This is a genomic window from Chitinophaga filiformis, assembly GCF_021646545.1.
Lineage (GTDB): Bacteria > Bacteroidota > Bacteroidia > Chitinophagales > Chitinophagaceae > Chitinophaga > Chitinophaga filiformis_A.
The window spans coordinates 230,072-247,131 of record NZ_JAKIRP010000009.1 but is presented as its reverse complement, the minus strand read 5'-3'; the positions used below and the strand labels follow the sequence as shown (position 1 = coordinate 247,131).

Below are 17,060 nucleotides of genomic sequence, written 5' to 3'. Positions count from 1 at the left end.
GATTGTTTTTTATATGCCGCAAATTAGCCACGACAAGCTCCGCTGACAATACGGGAAAAAAGATTCAGGTAGATGAAAAATTTATCCCTGTGGCAAATTACCATGCGGTACGTGGCAACGTAATAGTGGTTAAATAATATTCAGCACATCACTATCCCTTGCTCCGAAACTATCGATGCCTTATATTGGGAACATAAATCCACTGCATGAAATTCCTGATATCAACCTTACTTCCATTATGCATGACCGTTTTTACCTTTGCGCAGGTGAAAGTAGACATGAAAGGCTTTAAACAGACAAACGGTACTCTGGTTACTCAACAGGGGCAATCATTAGAGATCAGTTGGCCGGCAGGTAATTCACTTAAGGGCAAAGTAGTGTTTGATCTCTCGCCTTCCCGGCCGCTCTTTAAAGCGATCTCGCTGGGCCAGCAACAGATCACCGCAGGTGTAGATCCTGCATTTCTGATGACCGTCGGCAAAAGGGATCTGCTCTCGCAAAATAGCTGGAATATATTTTTTGATAAGGTGCCCAATAAGCCGCATCAGAGTTATCCACTGACCCTGAAGAAAACAGCGGTATCGGTGAGAACCGAAGGTAGTCGTACGATAGCGAGTATAGGCCCCATCTCCGCAGAGACCTTCTCCGGCATGCTGGAAGTTACGTTCTATAATGGAAGTCCATTACTCAATATTGCTGCTGTAATCAGCACAGAAGAACAGGCTAAAGCTATCTTGTTTGATGCGGGCATGATAAGTAAGGAGTCGGACTGGCAGCGTATCTCATGGATGAATACAGGAGACAGTATGCAACAGGCACCCGTTATTTCCAACGATTCCGCGCGTAATCTCGCTGTAAAATACAGAGCTATTGCGGCATCCGGCAAACAGGGAACTATGGTGGTCTTCCCTCCCCCACATCAATATTTCTATCCACTGGATGAAGCGTTCAACCTGAGTTTCACCTGGTATGGCAATCAATACCGGCAAATGGTCAAAGGTTACGGTATAGGCATACGACAGGAGCTGGAAGGCGACAAACGCTTTGTGCCCTGGTTCAACGCTCCCCCCGGTACCAAACAGCGCTTAAATTTCTTTTGCCTGCTCAGCAAGGACAACGATGCCGCAGCATTTACAGCACTGAAAGCATTTACGCATAATGACCGGTATGTTGAATTACCCGGATTTAAAACAATGTCCAGCCACTTCCATAATGAGTTCGTGATGAAGGTGATGATGGCGGGACAGCCGGTACCTGAACATCCTGAGTTCGTAAAAGTATTCAGGAACCTGGGCGTAGACATTGTACATCTTGCGGAATTCCATTACACTGCCGATCCCCGTGGACCAGATGAAAAACGCCTGCCGCAGCTAAAAGCACTTTTTGACTTATGTGAAAAGCAGTCAGACAACAAATTTCTACTGCTGCCCGGCGAGGAGCCTAATGAATTCTTCGGTGGCCACTGGCTGAATTTCTTTCCACGGCCTGTATACTGGGTAATGTCCCGCAAACCCGGACAGCCCTATGTGGAAGAAAAGCCCGGTTACGGGAAAGTGTATCATATCGGTGATAAGGAGGATATGCTAAGATTACTCAAGGACGAGCAGGGGCTTGCTTGGACGGCCCACCCCCGCACCAAAGGCTCAGTTAATACTCCCGATAATTACAACCACGAAGCGTTCTTTTTATCCGACCGTTTTATGGGAGCTGCCTGGAAAGCAATGCCGGCAGATCTTTCCCAGCCCCGTCTCGGCAAAAGAGTGCTTGATCTGATGGATGACATGAACAACTGGGGCACTAAAAAGACCGTTATCTGTGAAGCTGATCTGTTCACTATTACACAACACAACGAGATGTATGCACACATGAACGTCAACTATCTCATGCTCGATAAACTTCCGGCGTATAAAGACAGCTGGCTTCCTATACTGGATGCCATGCAACATGGACGGTTCTTCGGTAGCACAGGAGAAGTACTGATGCCACTGCTGAAAGTTAACGGACATTCTTCAGGCGATAGCTTGCAACTTTCGCCTAACGGCATGGCCACTATCGACCTGAAATTACAATGGACGTTTCCAATGAATTTCGTGGAGATCATTTCCGGCGATGGCAAAAAGGTATATCGTGAAAGAGTCCCGCTGACGAATACAAAGGCGTTCGGGGACAAAAGTTTCCAATTTCCGGTTAGCTTACGCGGTAGAAAATGGGTTCGTGTCGAGGCCTGGGATGTAGCCGCCAATGGAGCTTTCAGTCAGACGTTCTGGTTGTTATAAGGCGTTGAGCACCTTACTTACGGTTCGGCAACTTATCCTTCCAATTCCACCATTTTAACTTTTCGGTTTCATGTTGCGCTTTCGGTGTGTCGGCATAATACACTGCACATCTGAAAACATATAATACGCAACGATCCTGTACGACACCGGCAAGGCGGTTTGAAAGGTCATAAAGCAATTCCGGGTCTTTTCCCTTGAGCTCAGCAACTTTTGTAATACCAATATTCCAGAGGTCTGTAGCCAAAGATTTGCCCACTCCCGGAATTTGAATAAGGTCTTTTATTGCCTCCTGCTTTGTCATCTGTCATTATTATCTATCTCAAAAGTATGCAATTTGAAAATTATCGGCCTTTTCACTTATCTTAAAGCAACGGTTATAAAATTACTGTCAATGAAAAAATATACGTTTCATTTCACGGCTGTTTTCATCTTCTCATTGATGCTGTTCTCAGTAACAGCATGTGGCCAGCAAAAACAGATTTCAAAAGGCGTTGTTAAGCGAATAAAGGTTCACGCTCAATTGCTGGAAGGAAATCTCAGTGGCGACAGTACCAATCGTTATGTGTCAGTATATCTGCCTCCGAGCTATCAGACTAACCCTGCAAAGCGTTATCCCGTAGTTTATTTCCTCCATGGCTATACAGACGATGATGCAAAATTTTATGGGTTTACAAAGCACTGGATGGTATTGCCGCCAATTCTTGACACCGCTTTTACGGCTGATGCGGCCCATGAAATGATCGTAGTTACACCGGATGCTTATACACTTTTCCAGGGAAGTATGTATTCGAATTCTATCACAACGGGTAACTGGGAAGATTTTGTTGCGAAAGAACTGGTTGCGTATGTCGATAGTCATTACCGCACCATCGCGAAAAAAGAAAGTCGCGGTTTGTGCGGTCACTCTATGGGTGGCTATGGTGCGTTGCGGATCGGCGAAAAGAATCCCGATGTATTTTCAACGGTGTATTTGCTAAGCCCCTGCTGCCTGAATTCTTCTCCAATGTCTATGGAAACCATACCACCACCCTTCCTGCGTGCAGATAGCATTAAAACAACAGCAGAAGTGCAGAAAGCCGATTTCTTTACCAAAGCACTCTTTGCTTCAGCAGCGGCCTGGTCACCCAATCCCACGAATCCTCCTTTTTATCTTGACCTGCCGGTAAAGGATGGAAAACTGCAGCCCACTGTTTTGCAAAAATGGGACGCCAACAGGCCACTGAATAATCTGGATCAGTACATCTTCAACATCAAAAAACTAACCGCCATCGGATTTGACGCAGGAACAAGAGATGCCAATATTGCAGAAAGCATTAAAACGTTGGACAGCGAGTTAAACAAATATGACATCAAACATTCCTTTGAAATTTATGAAGGCGATCATATTAACCGTGTCGCCGAAAGGATTGGAAAGAAAATGTTGGGCTTCTTTTCGGAAAATTTATCATTTAAGTAAGATTTTCCGGAACTTGTTACAGGATTAAATCCATCTTATAAAATAACTTATAGACTTGATTCCGCAAACATAGCGTTTTAGCGTTCATGGGCTAAGGAAAAGGGATATTTAACATCCGCAACATCTGACTAAAAAAGGGACTTAAGGATAAAAAGAGTAACAAAAGCGCAATGATACCTTAATTAAAGTAAGTATATTGCAATTACAACAGCTTGAAACCCTCAAACTCCCTGCGATGCCCTCTAAAGATAAAGCTCCACAACCCGTCAAAATCACTACTCCTATCGCTTCATCCGGCCTTACTTCATCAGGCGCCTCCAGGCCTGCCGTTCATCCATACCAGAAAAAAACAATTGAGCCGGAAGAGCCGGAAGACAACATTGCGCAAACAAGCCCGGCAGCTATTACTATTAACACCGCAGCCGTCATTCAAAGAAAAGAACCATGGGATTCTCTGGCGAAAAAAAAATGGGAGAGTAAAATTAAAACCATAATATCTTATGCACAAGATATAGGGAATTATGACATTGAGGAATCAGACATTATAACTTTTCTTAGAGACGAATTAAACATAGAACCTCCAAACCAGCTAAACCTCCAGAACGAGAGTGAATACGGGAAGTATTACAGGGAACTCGAAGAAGCAAACAGTGTAAAAGCTATCCGATTCGCCACAGCAGCCCATCAGCAACGTGAATGGCTGAATTATGAGGTAGACGATTCCAGATCATCAAGTGATAGCGACGACCGGTACTATAGCAGCGAGGAAGACGAGACGCCGGAAGGAAAATTAGAATTCGATCGTATTATCTCTGTCATAACAGCCTTGAATGACTTACTGGATGAATACATTTCGGAATTAGCCCCCAACGAAACGTTTAGCAAAATTGCATTATCTGTCATTAAAGAAATTGGGAAGTATAAGCAAACTGACGCGTATCGAAAAGAAAAGAAATTCCCGAATTCCTTTAATAATGTCTCTATTGTTGGGATGGAAGATTGGCTAAGTTTCGCTCATGAATTCAAGAATGCCAAAAGTAGTGGAGGTAAACAAAAGCCAACTGTGTACAACATTGAATTTGGAATATGGGATGAGGCCCAAAGTACAGAAATCCAGTTTCGCGGTCGCCAACTTAAGGATGCAGAAGGCGGTCCCGGAAGGTCCTGGCCCGCCATTGCACTGTCGCTACACCAGCTTGCAGCAGATCTGGGTGCCCACTTGCTGGAAGCTTCCAGCCAGGAAACCCAGACAGAACGGGGAACTCAGATTCTGGCAGCAGCTATGTTGGCCATTCTGAGTGGTAGGGGAAACGAAGTATATGCTACCATTCAGGAATATAAAATAGATCAAGATATCATTCATCGCTTCGAATCTATTTTACTTGAGTTTTTCGCCCTGACGATGGGTATTGAGAATATACGACTAGAGTTCACCCAGCTGGATACCATTCTTCACCTCAATAATATAGCTCGTGGATCCACCATGGGGCAAACTAATAAAAAGTACAATTTCCTAAATGTATTTTCCTCTGTAAGAGAAACAGACACAGGTGAACTGGTCCATGTTTACGATCGGGCGCGATACCGGTGGAGAAGAAGGAGGGACAGCGACGACTACCAACAATTGAACGAATTTGAAATTGCGGAGCAAATACAGGACACAGAAAATGATCTGGAAATCACAAAGGAACTTACTGAATACAACGGACACAAAACTGCTTCCGTTGAGGAAAGTGAGGATAGGCCCAGCGAACGCGGAAGCATTAAAAGTAGTAAGTCTGTCGGTAAAAGTATGTATTCACACAGCGCCGGGCACAATAAAACGGAAAACTTGCTTTTTGGGGTACAGAAAGAGATTGAAAAACTATGGACGCAGGTACGCCCCGTCCATATTGATGAAGACAAAAGGGAACTTCATCGGGAAAGACTTTTCAGCATGGGACCTATTCGCTTATATAATCTTTTTGCCAACCTGATATCAAGACACGGGGAAGAACTTGGCGAGTTATCTCCACAACAGATTGCTGCATGGATTATGGAACTATATATCAATTTCGTGGAAGGTACGATACCCGGTAGTGACAATCCGTTCCATGATGAAATTGAGGTTATAAGCGGGTCCGACTTTGGTGCAACAGTGCTAAAGATCTTATCGGGGGAAGACGGTCACAAGCCCGATGAAGCGGTTGTCAATATACTGAAAAACGGGCTTCTCGGAGACAAAGATGCCCTGCAAACAATAGGAACCATTGATAAACTGAAGCTCAGAATTGCTTTGATCGAACTACTTCGTTCACCCGAGATACAAGGCGCCGATCTATTGCATTTGGCAGTTATTTCAAACAGTGTCGCATTGATCGAACTGTTATTGTCTATCGGCGTAAATCTTGATGGAGAAGATGATCAAGGTCGCACGGCCCTGGCGCTTGCGCTGGAGTTACATGGCACTGGGGAGAAGAACGAAGAGGTTATTAATTTGCTTGTGGGCGTACAGAATAAACAAACGAGAAAGAAAAAAATACAGTTACCCAGGGATTGGGCGAAATATGCTCGTTTCACCGATCTTGACGAAGATTGGCTGACTGATGCCGAAGTGGAAGCAGGGCTTAATAATGCAACTCTGCCCAACACACATATTATACCGGCCGTCAACATCACGGATAATCCGGATGTCCTGGCTGAAGTCATCCGCAGTAACTATCTTCATCAAATGGACAGTGGTGCAGTGGAAGAAAATACAGTGGTTCCAATTAACTTCAATAATGCTCACTGGGCTACATTGGTTATCAGGCAAAACCCGGATCGCAGGTCAGCCCCGATGGTGTATTTCTTCGACTCGATGGGACAAGATGAAAAGAAGATAGCGTTAATTAAACTCATGCTTCGAATGACTGGTGTTTATACCAGAGTTGACAACATCGTTGACCTATCTGACGACTTGCAGGAGGACGGATATACATGCGGCACATGGATGATTGAATCTGCCAGCAAAATTGTGACTATTTTGGAAAATGGAGGCAGTGTACAGGACTTACATGATTCCCTGAGTGTGATAGGAGCGGTTGTGGAAGAGCTGCACAAACAAAATCTAAAATTGGCGAAGAATAGTCCTGGGGAGAAGTCAAGAACTGAATCTTCTATGGAACTGGTCATTGAAGATCATACATATCATACTTTTGGAAATGGAATGCAGGAATATAGTGAACTTTGGATAGAGGAAAACTATCATGAATTTCTCGACGTTCCTTCCTCACTTCTTGAGTTATCGCAAAGTTTGATGATAAATTTTGAAGATGTGGATGAGAAAATGCAAAAAATTTACATGGTATATATTTACAAGATATACCAGGAATTGACTAAAACGGAAGAGTTGGCGGACCTATTTGAAGAAGAACGACAAGAAATCGCTAAATTTTTAAAAGCAAACAAGTAATCCGATGTCTCCGCAGGTCGCTCATCTAAAACGCCTACCACCGTCCCGGAATGGCCAGGGTCACATCTCCTTATAATCCTCCCTCACCGGAGTGAAAATATCAAATATCTTACAGTCCGTGAGCGCCACGCCGCTATGCTCTACCCACGAAGGTATAAGCGCTACCATCCCTTTCGTGTACACCTTCGTTTCGCCGCCAACGGTCAATTCAAATTGCCCCTCTTCTACCTGTGTTACCTGCTCATGAACATGCTTGTGATTCGGAAGCACCGCCCCTTTTTTTACATCCCAGTAACTCAGTGTCATAGAAGGCGTGTGAACGAATTTTGCAGAAAAACCGGGTATAATCTCTTTGGCGGTGATCTCATCTAAATTTATCATGTTGAATTCCTTTTAGTGCTATAAGTTAATAAAATGTGGCTGATTAACCGCCAATTTGTTCCCCGGCTCCTGCTATCTGCTACCAGCTGCTACTGGACACTTCATTTCGCGGTCTAACTTAATTGTTAGCGAAATACAGTGAAAACGAAAGTGCAATAAGCCAACAAACACCTGATTAACAACCGTTTAATTGCAGGCATAGGTATTGCAATTCTCCGTCTGTTCATTAACGTTAACAACTTCCTCCACCAGAGGTTGATTATTGCTAGTATACTCCTGAAGAAATAACAAAAAAACAGAACAATAACTTTAAAAACTAAAAGATGACCAGTCAAGAATTAATTGAACTAACCAAAGATCTCATCTATCATGCAACACATTTTGATGTACCATATGTCAGGGAAATCTATGCAGACAAATTCCTGATAGCTAATGTTGATAAAGATGGTGCGGTACAAACCATGAACAAGGAACAACTCGTCGCTTTTGTTCAGGGAAACAAGGATGCGAACATTGAACCACTTTCGACCAAAACCGAATTTCATTACGCTGTATGCGAGGAAAATATGGGCATGGTGGTGATTACCCGCGAACTCGAGCTTAATGGGCAACCGAGTAGAAAGTTTCTGACAGTCATCTGGGAATATCTGTCCGGAAGATGGCAGGTTGTTAAGGAATCGTCAATTGTACGCGACTAAGGAATTGCATACAAGAGAACAAGCCTAACGTTGATAGGCTTGTTCTGCTATTTCAGCTCTAACTGTAAAGCCTGAAGATCACCCACCCAGCGCTCAATGCCTGCATCACATATCCTGCATTACGCACCAGCAGTCATCGAAATTTCTTCTTTCGAGATCCTGTTTTTTATCCAGAAGCACAAACGTCCCAGGTCTCTCCACATCATGTAAGCACTTTCCTGGTCAGTTTATAATATCTGATGGTGTCTTTTATCATGGCCTCAAACTGTGGCTTATGTTTGGCTAAATTGTCGGCGGTTAATGCTGAGTAAACTTCCGTTTGTTCATGACATAGCTATAAAGTCAGTTAAAAGTAATTTCTTTTGTCAGTAACAGCGTTAACGTTATCCGACCGCAGGAAGTAGCCGGATATATATAATAACTTTTTTGGAATAAGGATCAGTGCTTCATACCTTTAGATACCAACTCATAAAAATGAAAGTAATCGTACTTACAACATGCCTCATATTAGCCTGCACCATTGCAAAGCCACAACAGACACCCACAGTCATCAACAGATTTAAGCTATTGATTACCAATGACAGCAATGAATTCCTGTTGGTCAAGTGGAAAGGTAACTGGGAAGTTCCGGGTGCTGGATATGGCGATAGTACCGTGGTTAAACCCATAAATGAATTCCTTGATGACATGGCGGCTAAACTTGGGATCAAAATTAAACAGCGGAAACTGGCAGGGCTATTTACCTATTATATGAATGATATGACATATCCCATGATCTTCAGCTACTATACCGCGAAATTGGATAAAGGGCAGCTTAAGCTGGGTCCAGGTATCGAAGATGTAAAATGGTTCCCGATATCAGAAGGTTTAAAAACAGTTCCTTACCCCAATTCCAGTGCGATAATCAAGCAGGTATTCTCTTCTCCGCAAACGGTTTGGGGAGGTGCATTCAGGATATATCCCTCACAAGGCTGGAGATATGAAACCATATCAGACTTCTATAAGATGAATTGAATGCGACTGGAATAGCCCGCGTCTCCCCTTTCGTCGGGAGCGTAACAAGAAGGTGAGAACAATAGTTTTCAGGAAACTAAGTAGCCCCAAAAACCTTATCTTTGTCACGTTAGCTCTAAACAATCATTTCCCAACAGGGCTCCTAAATTTATGAAATATATTACCTCCATCTTTTTCATCGGGATTATTGTATTCTTCATATCCTGCGGACAATCCACCGGAACCAAAACGTCTGTTCCCGTTAAAGCTGACAGCATGACGACCAGCATTCCCAAAATAGAGCCAGAACAAGGGGAATCAAGCGCCAGGTTGACAGCACTAGAAAGGGCCGATAGCATTCGTTTTGATAGTGTTTTGCAGGAAGCAGTAAGAATGGCTGCTGCAAAGCAAAAAGACACATTCAGCATGCAATATGTTGTGACACTGCCGGATAGCTCTGGACAGGTGGATGTTGATTTAAGCAGCAACCTTTTTTTCACAAAAGAACACCCGCATCTGGTTGTCAGAAGATATGCGGGAGGCTCGATTTACACCAATATTTTTTTTAAAACTGGAAAAGGCCTTCAACAAGTGCTTGCATCCGAACTAGCGACCGTAGTACATATGGGAGATACAATTCTCGACGTCAATGGGGACCATTTAAAAGACTTTGTTGTAAACGGATATAGCGCCAACGGCTGCTGTCTGAAAGGCTTTAGTATTGTTTATTTACTGAGACAGGACATGCGCTCTTTTTCCGAAGGTTTTCATTTTATAAATCCAACATTCTCACCAAAAGAACACATGATCCGTGGCATTTGTTACGGGCACCCCGGCGAAACAGAAATGTACAAATACCGGTGGAATGGAGAAGCCGTTGATACTGTGGAGTATATTTACTATGAGAGAAATGACAATGGCAAAAAAACGGGAAAAATAATCGTGTCCAACAATGAGCCTGATAGGGACAATCATAAAGTCTTACGACGATTAAGTGTTATGCCAGCAGAATACGAAAAAATAGAGGGATATGACTGGTTTATAGGGTTCTAGACCTGGCTCATTTTTGTCTCTAAATTAAAGTACTACCATTTCACCATACTATTATGCCGCCATTAGACTTAACCAATCGAAAACCAGAAGAAGAACGCAACAAGCTTCCGAAACCTTCGAATGAGGGTCTAAAAGAGCTATTTGTTGATGTAGACCGGGTTATTATCAAAGACGGGGGCGTCTATGATGACAAAGCAATGTCCGACCAAATACTGTTAACCATTAACCAGGCAGATAAAGTCCGAATGTTTCACCAATTAATGGAAATTAATGAAAATAGCACCGGATTTTATTGTATGTGCTTAGGGACATATGCTATTGAGCTCTATAAGCAAAATAGCCTTAAAGCGACCATCGGATTTCATCACAATGTTTCTATCCGTTATTACAAATGGAATGGTGATGCTGAACTTGCAAAAAACGACGACTTACTGACGTTCCTTGCAGAAGAAGGACTGACACAGCCATTAGCTGATAGAATAGAGCAAAAAAGAAATCAGGCTGCTGACCGCATTGCACAAAGGAAATGGCTTGAGATATCCCCCAGGTGCTTCAATAAATATTGGGAGCAAATCATCGGCCTGGATGACAGCTATTATCCTTCACTCATAAGCGATTTAAACTTAGAAATTCCGGACAAGCAAAAGCAGATTATTGCATTACTTCAAACATTCGGTAAAACCGATCAATTCTGGACAGGCTATCCCAGCTACGAGGTAGTGCCGGAACATATACTTAAAACATTTGAGGTAAAGGATATTATGGAAGCATATATACAATCCGACAGAAATTATAAAACCAGGAAGGGGCTTGGTCGGTTTGTATGTTCATTTGAGTTTAAGAAAACCAGAAAAAAGTATTTAAAATACATAACTCACGAAATCATAGAAGACCTCGAAAAGTGCTTTGATTGGCTAGGTGACAAAAGAGGAATTAATGAAATATTTAGCCTGAGAAACGATAAAAACAAGAATAGTGCGAAGGAGGATGGGCTCCGTCACGAAATCTGATAAGGTCAATGCATGATACATCGCCAACGAGCTCTAACTAAAAACCGACTATTTAACCTTGACATTTAAGTTCTAAAATCATATGTTTGTACATACAATTACTACAAATGTACAAACATATATACATTCTAATAGTCTCAACCTTCCTTTGTTCGTGTGTAAGTCAGCGCGAAAATGTGCTGCAATATGCCGATCCTGGTATTGGGACAGCCCACAGCCGCTGGTTCTTTTATACCCCCGCCGCATTGCCACACGGCATGGCAAAACTGGCTCCTTCCACAAACGGGCATTACGGCAATCCCAGCGGCTGGGAAGCCGTAGGTTATGATACAAGACACAGATCAATAGAAGGATTTGCCCATTTTCATGAATGGCAGGTAGGCGGTGTGGTCGTTATGCCCGCAACAGGCAAGCGACTGTTGACACCAGGAGAATTGGCAGACGCTGAAAAAGGGCTTAAAAACGGCTATCGCTCCCTTTTTGACCATAAAAACGAAGTTGCCCAGCCTGGATACTACAAAGTGAAACTTGACGACTACAACATCACTGCCGAGCTGACGGCAACGGAGCGGGTAGGTTTCCACAGATATACCTTTCCCGCCACTTCAGAATCCAGGATCATACTTGATATTGGCAACAAGCAGGGAGAAAGTGGCGAGGTGCAGGATGCAGCCGTACGCATGACTGATGAAACGCATTTTGAAGGCTTTGTAACCACTTATCCGGCGTATATCAGAAAATATGACCCACAAGGCAGGATATCCATGTATTTCTATGGCGAGATCAGTAAGAAGCCGGCATCTGTTGGAGCATTCAATATGAGCGGCGCAAAAGAAAATACAACTGAAAGTAAAGGCAAAGGCGCCGGCCTGTTCCTCGAATTCGCCACGGCAAGTCAGGAAACCGTCGAATTGAAAATCGGACTCTCTTATACTTCTGTGCTAAACGCGAAGAGAAACCTGGAAGCCGAAGCTGCGGGCCTTGACTTCAGCAAGGCTAAAAAACGCGCACAAGAGATCTGGCAGCGTGAATTGAGCAAGCTGTCTGTAAACGGCAAAGACCCGCAGGATAAAAAAAAGTTCTACACCGGACTGTATCATGCACTTCTGGGCCGCGGCATTATTAACGATATAGGACAACCCAATCTGTATAACACAGACGCTATCTGGGGCGCATTTTGGAACCTCACGCAGCTCTGGGCACTCGCCTATCCGGAACATTATAACAACTATGTCCGCACGCAACTCGACATCTACCAGAAACGGGGCTGGTTTGCCGACGGCGTCTCAAATGGCCATTTTACGTCTGGCGTGGGTACCAACTTTGTCGGACTGGCAATAGCCGCTGCCTACCAATGCGGCATTCGCGACTACGATACAGCACTGGCGTACAAAGCCATCAGGGAAAACGAAACCAAAGGGACAAACAGACCAGTAGGGTCCGGAAAACTCGACGTAGAAGCTTTTATCAGGTATGGTTATTCGCCCTTCCTTGAAGAAGATAAAACAGATTCCACCGGGTCACGTTTCTCAGCATCACATACCCTTGAGTACAGTTACAGCGCTTTTGCTACTGCACAAATGGCAAAGGCAATGGGAAAACTGGCCGATTATGATTTTTTTATGGGCAGATCCAATGGCTGGAAAATGCTTTTCGACCCCGAACTGAAACTAATACGCCCTAAAACCGCCGATGGTAAGTTTATTGGCAAATTTGATCCGTTAGAGCCCTGGCGTGGCTTCCAGGAAGGGAACGCCGTCCAGTACACTTTTTATGTACCTCACAACCCTGCCGGCCTTATCGCCGCAATGGGTAAAGACGAATTTAACGCAAGGCTGGACAACATCTTTAATACCGCCCGCCAAAACAGTTTCGGAGGAGGAAAAACAATTGATGCATTTGCTGGCATAAAAGCAAGCTACAACCATGGTAACCAGCCCAATCTGCATGCCAGCTGGTTGTTTAACTATTCCGGCAAACCCTGGCTCACCCAGAAATGGACCCGCGCCATCTGCAATGAGTTCTATGGAACAGACAGCATCCATGGTTACGGGTATGGGCAGGACGAAGATCAGGGGCAGCTTGGCTCCTGGTATGTAATGGCATCGTTAGGGCTGTTTGACGTCAAAGGACTGACCGACTTGCGGCCCGTTATCCAACTGGGCAGCCCGCTGTTTGACAGGGCAGACATTCAACTAGGCAATGGCAGCACACTTAGCATCATTACACAAAACAACAGTAAGGAAAATATTTATGTACAGGAAGCCAGCTTTAACGGAAAGCCGCTTAACAATGCCTGGCTGTACCGGGATGAACTGATGAAAGGCGGCAGGCTGCTAATGAAAATGGGAAATGTTCCAAATGAAAAATGGGGAAGCACAACGCCTCCGACAGGAAACTAGTTAATATCATTTGATTATCAGCTAAAATAAACTTATGTGCATGTACGGATTCTTCATAGTTTCATAGAGAACTATCAGATAACTAATTATCTATCTCAACACGTTGATTGATACACCTCTATCCACTAAAAATGTGGTGTATAAATAGATAGATATAAGGTTATCTGAGGAAAATCATGCTAAATATGAAATTATACAAAGTATTCGTGCGTGTCACCTTGTTTATGGCCGTTCTAATCGAGGGTATAAACACCGCCTGGGCACAAGACCAGATACTGGATGGAATCGGGGAAACGGAAATGATCGCACGTTATGTTTTTAACGGAGATCTTAAAGACTGGTCACGAAATAATCTGCACGCCAAATCGCAGGGCGATGAAGTCAAATTTGTCAGTGACGACCGTTTTGGGAAGGTTTTGTCACTCCCGGGCACCAGCAACGCCTTTGTTACGATTCCCGGAGAAGCACTATCAGACCTGGAATCGCTCAGTATATCAGGATGGATATACCTGCGCTCAAAACAGCCTGGCCAACGTTTTTTTGACTTCGGAGAGGATGCCGGCAAACATTTTTTTGCTGCTCCTGCCGGAACGAATACCCAGGAAGGTTACCAGGCCTTGATAACAGCGGAAAAAAGTAACAAAAAAGGAGCGGTTGCCCCGGCTATTGAAATGAACAAGTGGGTGCATCTGGCCATCGTGATAGATGTGCCTTCAAAATCTATGATCACCTATGTCGATAGTAAACCAGTTGGTCAAACGAAAGATATACCGTCGGAACTAACAGCAGTATTCAGTCAGCCGGCAGCGAAAAGGCAGCTTTATATAGGGAAGTCGTTATCAGCGGGAGATCCCTGTCTCAATGCCATGCTACATGATTTCCGTATTTACCGCGTAGCCCTCAGCAACAGACAGATTGCCGGAATTTATAACAACTCCCAGAGAGGCATTAATGAAGGGTCTGTAAATACAACAGGCAAGCGCGAAGATGATCTTCCTCGTTTCTCCCCCACCGAAGCACAGCTGTATAATACCTATTTAGTGCATGTATCCGATGTGGAAGTGGAAACAGCGGTAGGAAATTTGCCCCGATTACCAGGCTATGTCCAGGGAACTTACCAGCATGGTATAAAAGGCCCCAAAGTACGTGTACTGTGGCCATCTCCTGTCGACAACAACGCTGTTCTTAATCCCGGACGCTATACCGTCACAGGACGTGTTGCGGGAACGAATTTCCAGCCCAAGGCATTCGTCACAGTAAAAAACACCGGCAAATCACCTACGCCAGATTTAAAGCTGGCAACGTTTGATCTGGGCCAGGTTTCTCTAAAAACCGACGCTCATGGTCACGCAACCCAATTCATCGAAAATCGCGACAAGTTTATCAGAACGTTAGCTACAACCGATCCTAACTCCTTTCTCTACATGTTCCGTCATGCTTTTGGTCAGCAACAACCTGAAGACGCAAAGCCGCTGGATGTCTGGGACAGTAAAGACACTAAATTGCGGGGGCATGCTACAGGCCACTATCTTACAGCAATTGCACAAGCCTATGCCAGCACAGGATATGACAAAGCACTTCAGGCCAATTTCTCCGGAAAAATGGAGTATATGATAAACACTCTCTACCAGTTATCGCAATTGTCCGGAAACCCAAAAGAAGCAGGCGCCACATATGTGTCTGATCCGTCGGCTGTGCCACATGGTCCGGGCAAATCAAATTATGATTCAGATCTGAGCGATGAGGGCATCCGTACCGATTACTGGAACTGGGGAAAAGGTTTTATCAGCGCTTACCCTCCGGATCAGTTTATCATGTTAGAACATGGAGCTAAGTACGGCGGACAGAAAACGCAGGTGTGGGCGCCGTATTATACCCTACATAAAATTCTGGCCGGCTTGATGGACGTATATGAAGTGAGCGGTAATAAAAAGGCCCTTGAAATAGCTACCGGCATGAGTGATTGGGTATATGCCCGATTAAGCCGCCTGCCAAAGGATACACTCATAAAGATGTGGAATACCTACATTGCCGGAGAATATGGAGGTATGAATGAAGCAATGGCCCGTCTGTACCGGCTTACCGGCGAACAAAAATACCTGAAAACAGCGCAGTTGTTTGATAATATCAGAGTGTTCTTTGGCGATACTGCGCATTCTCATGGGCTGGCCAAAAATGTAGATATCTTCCGTGGTCTGCATGCCAATCAACATATACCACAAATTGTGGGAAGCATCGAAATGTACCGTGCATCCAATAATCCTGAATATTACAAAATTGCCGACAACTTCTGGTACAAGGCTGTCAATGATTATATGTACAGCATCGGAGGCGTTGCCGGCGCCCGTAATCCTGCCAATGCAGAGTGCTTTATCAGTCAGCCGGCAACGTTGTATGAAAACGGCTTCTCTTCGGGCGGACAGAATGAAACCTGCGCCACATACAATATGCTGAAACTGACCAGTGATCTGTTCCTCTATGACCAGCGGGCAGAGTTTATGGACTATTACGAGCGCGCGTTGTATAACCATATTCTCGCTTCTGTAGCCAAAGATAACCCTGCCAATACCTACCACGTACCACTCCGGCCAGGGTCTATCAAACAATTTGGCAATCCGGATATGACAGGCTTCACATGCTGTAATGGTACCGCAATAGAAAGTAATACCAAGCTGCAAAATTCAATTTACTTTAAAAGCAAGGATGACAAAGCCCTTTATGTCAATCTCTATATACCCTCAACGCTGCAATGGAAAGAACGTCAGATAACAGTAGAGCAGACAACCAATTTTCCAAAGGAAGACAATACACGTCTCACTATAAAGGGTAGTGGAGAATTTGATATCAATGTGCGGGTACCAGCCTGGGCTACCAAAGGTTTCTTTGTAAAGATCAACGGTAAAGAACACACGCTCCCGGCTAAACCAGGCAGCTATCTTAAAATAAGCCGCAGTTGGAAAGATGGCGACATTATCGAATTAAAAATGCCCTTCCGGTTCCACCTGGAACCCGTGATGGATCAGGAGAACATAGCCAGTCTTTTCTATGGACCAATATTACTGGCCGCTCAGGAACCTGAAGCAAGAAAAGAATGGCGTAAGATAACGCTGGATGCGAAAGATATAGGTAAGTCGATTAAAGGGGATCCTCAGCAGCTACAATTTACGATCGATGATGTGGTATTTAAACCATTTTATGAAACATACGGACGTCACTCAGTGTACCTGGATGTTAAGTTAAAATAGTCCTTTGATGTCAAAACACTAGATGGGGTCGTTACTTTCCGAAGTAACGACCCCATCTGATATAAATGTGTCCTGGCAATCTGTCTGGCATTCGCTCATATCTTATGTCAATA

11 protein-coding genes are annotated in these 17,060 nt (G+C 44.2%); 9 read left to right on the top strand and 2 right to left on the bottom strand.

The genetic code is table 11. The features are described 5' to 3' along the window. Positions 1 to 206: 206 nt before the first annotated feature. On the top strand, positions 207 to 2,276 hold the full coding sequence (locus L3C95_RS21400; RefSeq protein WP_236390680.1) for a hypothetical protein: 2,070 nt from the start codon (positions 207 to 209) through the stop codon (positions 2,274 to 2,276). A 13-nt stretch (positions 2,277 to 2,289) separates the two neighbouring features. Here L3C95_RS21400 and L3C95_RS21395 read toward each other — a convergent pair whose 3' ends face one another. Next, the gene (locus L3C95_RS21395; protein WP_236390679.1) at positions 2,290 to 2,577 is read right to left on the bottom strand and encodes a helix-hairpin-helix domain-containing protein; all 288 of its coding nucleotides are present in this window, start codon (positions 2,575 to 2,577) and stop codon (positions 2,290 to 2,292) included. A 90-nt stretch (positions 2,578 to 2,667) separates the two neighbouring features. On the opposite strand from L3C95_RS21395, the gene L3C95_RS21390 reads away from it, so the two are divergent. Together L3C95_RS21390 and L3C95_RS21385 are read left to right on the top strand one after the other, a co-directional pair. Further along, positions 2,668 to 3,732: an alpha/beta hydrolase gene (locus L3C95_RS21390; protein WP_236390678.1), complete on the top strand. Its 1,065-nt coding sequence runs from the start codon at positions 2,668 to 2,670 to the stop codon at positions 3,730 to 3,732. Between the two features lie 196 nt (positions 3,733 to 3,928). Next, positions 3,929 to 7,165 carry an ankyrin repeat domain-containing protein gene (locus tag L3C95_RS21385; protein WP_236390677.1) on the top strand — a complete coding sequence of 1,079 codons (3,237 nt, stop codon included), beginning with the start codon at positions 3,929 to 3,931 and terminating at the stop codon, positions 7,163 to 7,165. 60 nt (positions 7,166 to 7,225) lie between these two features. Here L3C95_RS21385 and L3C95_RS21380 read toward each other — a convergent pair whose 3' ends face one another. Next, a complete protein-coding gene (locus L3C95_RS21380) occupies positions 7,226 to 7,546 on the bottom strand; it encodes a cupin domain-containing protein (protein WP_236390676.1) in 321 nt (106 codons plus the stop codon). A gap of 323 nt (positions 7,547 to 7,869) precedes the next feature. On the opposite strand from L3C95_RS21380, the gene L3C95_RS21375 reads away from it, so the two are divergent. From L3C95_RS21375 to L3C95_RS21350, 6 genes are all read left to right on the top strand, one after another. Beyond that, on the top strand, positions 7,870 to 8,244 hold the full coding sequence (locus L3C95_RS21375) for a hypothetical protein (protein WP_236390675.1): 375 nt from the start codon (positions 7,870 to 7,872) through the stop codon (positions 8,242 to 8,244). A 474-nt stretch (positions 8,245 to 8,718) separates the two neighbouring features. Further along, positions 8,719 to 9,258: an NUDIX hydrolase gene (locus tag L3C95_RS21370; RefSeq protein WP_236390674.1), complete on the top strand. Its 540-nt coding sequence runs from the start codon at positions 8,719 to 8,721 to the stop codon at positions 9,256 to 9,258. A 150-nt stretch (positions 9,259 to 9,408) separates the two neighbouring features. After that, the gene (locus L3C95_RS21365; protein WP_236390673.1) at positions 9,409 to 10,290 is read left to right on the top strand and encodes a hypothetical protein; all 882 of its coding nucleotides are present in this window, start codon (positions 9,409 to 9,411) and stop codon (positions 10,288 to 10,290) included. Positions 10,291 to 10,343: 53 nt separating this feature from the next. Beyond that, positions 10,344 to 11,300 (top strand): hypothetical protein, encoded by a 957-nt coding sequence (locus L3C95_RS21360; protein ID WP_236390672.1) that lies wholly within the window; start codon positions 10,344 to 10,346, stop codon positions 11,298 to 11,300. Between the two features lie 107 nt (positions 11,301 to 11,407). After that, positions 11,408 to 13,702 (top strand): GH92 family glycosyl hydrolase, encoded by a 2,295-nt coding sequence (locus tag L3C95_RS21355; protein ID WP_236390671.1) that lies wholly within the window; start codon positions 11,408 to 11,410, stop codon positions 13,700 to 13,702. A 185-nt stretch (positions 13,703 to 13,887) separates the two neighbouring features. After that, positions 13,888 to 16,947 (top strand): beta-L-arabinofuranosidase domain-containing protein, encoded by a 3,060-nt coding sequence (locus L3C95_RS21350; protein ID WP_236390670.1) that lies wholly within the window; start codon positions 13,888 to 13,890, stop codon positions 16,945 to 16,947. The last annotated feature ends 113 nt before the right edge of the window (positions 16,948 to 17,060 follow it).

What these genes read in the sequence shown, in the direction of transcription:
- L3C95_RS21400 (WP_236390680.1), top strand. Translation starts at nt 207, where the DNA reads ATGAAATTCCTGATATCAACCTTACTTCCATTATGCATGACCGTTTTT.
- L3C95_RS21395 (WP_236390679.1), bottom strand. Translation starts at nt 2,577, where the DNA reads ATGACAAAGCAGGAGGCAATAAAAGACCTTATTCAAATTCCGGGAGTG.
- L3C95_RS21390 (WP_236390678.1), top strand. Translation starts at nt 2,668, where the DNA reads ATGAAAAAATATACGTTTCATTTCACGGCTGTTTTCATCTTCTCATTG.
- L3C95_RS21380 (WP_236390676.1), bottom strand. Translation starts at nt 7,546, where the DNA reads ATGATAAATTTAGATGAGATCACCGCCAAAGAGATTATACCCGGTTTT.
- L3C95_RS21375 (WP_236390675.1), top strand. Translation starts at nt 7,870, where the DNA reads ATGACCAGTCAAGAATTAATTGAACTAACCAAAGATCTCATCTATCAT.
- L3C95_RS21370 (WP_236390674.1), top strand. Translation starts at nt 8,719, where the DNA reads ATGAAAGTAATCGTACTTACAACATGCCTCATATTAGCCTGCACCATT.
- L3C95_RS21365 (WP_236390673.1), top strand. Translation starts at nt 9,409, where the DNA reads ATGAAATATATTACCTCCATCTTTTTCATCGGGATTATTGTATTCTTC.
- L3C95_RS21360 (WP_236390672.1), top strand. Translation starts at nt 10,344, where the DNA reads ATGCCGCCATTAGACTTAACCAATCGAAAACCAGAAGAAGAACGCAAC.
- L3C95_RS21355 (WP_236390671.1), top strand. Translation starts at nt 11,408, where the DNA reads ATGTACAAACATATATACATTCTAATAGTCTCAACCTTCCTTTGTTCG.
- L3C95_RS21350 (WP_236390670.1), top strand. Translation starts at nt 13,888, where the DNA reads ATGAAATTATACAAAGTATTCGTGCGTGTCACCTTGTTTATGGCCGTT.